Annotated in this window: 1 rRNA gene; it reads right to left on the bottom strand. The window is 52.4% G+C overall.

What is annotated here, in order from left to right:
• Positions 1 to 2,261 (bottom strand): 23S ribosomal RNA (locus AC07VG_RS33355); the annotation flags it as partial.

Genomic DNA, 2,261 nt, shown 5'->3' with positions numbered 1-2,261 from the left:
AGGGAACTCAAGGTTCCAGTGAGATCTCATCTTGAGGCAAGTTTCCCGCTTAGATGCTTTCAGCGGTTATCTTTCCCGAACATAGCTACCCGGCAATGCCACTGGCGTGACAACCGGAACACCAGAGGTTCGTCCACTCCGGTCCTCTCGTACTAGGAGCAGCCCCTCTCAAATCTCAAACGTCCACGGCAGATAGGGACCGAACTGTCTCACGACGTTCTAAACCCAGCTCGCGTACCACTTTAAATGGCGAACAGCCATACCCTTGGGACCGGCTTCAGCCCCAGGATGTGATGAGCCGACATCGAGGTGCCAAACACCGCCGTCGATATGAACTCTTGGGCGGTATCAGCCTGTTATCCCCGGAGTACCTTTTATCCGTTGAGCGATGGCCCTTCCATACAGAACCACCGGATCACTAAGACCTACTTTCGTACCTGCTCGACGTGTCTGTCTCGCAGTCAAGCGCGCTTTTGCCTTTATACTCTACGACCGATTTCCGACCGGTCTGAGCGCACCTTCGTACTCCTCCGTTACTCTTTAGGAGGAGACCGCCCCAGTCAAACTACCCACCATACACTGTCCTCGATCCGGATAACGGACCTGAGTTAGAACCTCAAAGTTGCCAGGGTGGTATTTCAAGGTTGGCTCCACGCGAACTGGCGTCCACGCTTCAAAGCCTCCCACCTATCCTACACAAGCAAATTCAAAGTCCAGTGCAAAGCTATAGTAAAGGTTCACGGGGTCTTTCCGTCTAGCCGCGGATACACTGCATCTTCACAGCGATTTCAATTTCACTGAGTCTCGGGTGGAGACAGCGCCGCCATCGTTACGCCATTCGTGCAGGTCGGAACTTACCCGACAAGGAATTTCGCTACCTTAGGACCGTTATAGTTACGGCCGCCGTTTACCGGGGCTTCGATCAAGAGCTTCGCGTTAGCTAACCCCATCAATTAACCTTCCGGCACCGGGCAGGCGTCACACCCTATACGTCCACTTTCGTGTTTGCAGAGTGCTGTGTTTTTAATAAACAGTCGCAGCGGCCTGGTATCTTCGACCGGCATGGGCTTACGGAGCAAGTCCTTCACCCTCACCGGCGCACCTTCTCCCGAAGTTACGGTGCCATTTTGCCTAGTTCCTTCACCCGAGTTCTCTCAAGCGCCTTGGTATTCTCTACCCAACCACCTGTGTCGGTTTGGGGTACGGTTCCTGGTTACCTGAAGCTTAGAAGCTTTTCTTGGAAGCATGGCATCAACCACTTCGTCATCTAAAAGACAACTCGTCATCAGCTCTCGGCCTTAAGATCCCGGATTTACCTAAGATCTCAGCCTACCACCTTAAACTTGGACAACCAACGCCAAGCTGGCCTAGCCTTCTCCGTCCCTCCATCGCAATAACCAGAAGTACAGGAATATTAACCTGTTTTCCATCGACTACGCTTTTCAGCCTCGCCTTAGGGACCGACTAACCCTGCGTCGATTAACGTTGCGCAGGAAACCTTGGTCTTTCGGCGTGGGTGTTTTTCACACCCATTGTCGTTACTCATGTCAGCATTCGCACTTCTGATACCTCCAGCAAGCTTCTCAACTCACCTTCACAGGCTTACAGAACGCTCCTCTACCGCATCATCCTAAGATGATACCCGTAGCTTCGGTGCATGGTTTGAGCCCCGTTACATCTTCCGCGCAGGCCGACTCGACTAGTGAGCTATTACGCTTTCTTTAAAGGGTGGCTGCTTCTAAGCCAACCTCCTAGCTGTCTAAGCCTTCCCACATCGTTTCCCACTTAACCATGACTTTGGGACCTTAGCTGACGGTCTGGGTTGTTTCCCTTTTCACGACGGACGTTAGCACCCGCCGTGTGTCTCCCATGCTCGGCACTTGTAGGTATTCGGAGTTTGCATCGGTTTGGTAAGTCGGGATGACCCCCTAGCCGAAACAGTGCTCTACCCCCTACAGTGATACATGAGGCGCTACCTAAATAGCTTTCGAGGAGAACCAGCTATCTCCGAGCTTGATTAGCCTTTCACTCCGATCCACAGGTCATCCGCTAACTTTTCAACGGTAGTCGGTTCGGTCCTCCAGTTAGTGTTACCCAACCTTCAACCTGCCCATGGATAGATCGCCCGGTTTCGGGTCTATTCCCAGCGACTAGACGCCCTATTAAGACTCGCTTTCGCTACGCCTCCCCTATTCGGTTAAGCTCGCCACTGAAAATAAGTCGCTGACCCATTATACAAAAGGTACGCAGTCACCCAACAA

The sequence above is a fragment of the Pseudomonas sp. GW821-FHT03C07 genome (assembly GCF_059420925.1).
This window is presented reverse-complemented; position numbering and strand designations above follow the sequence as displayed.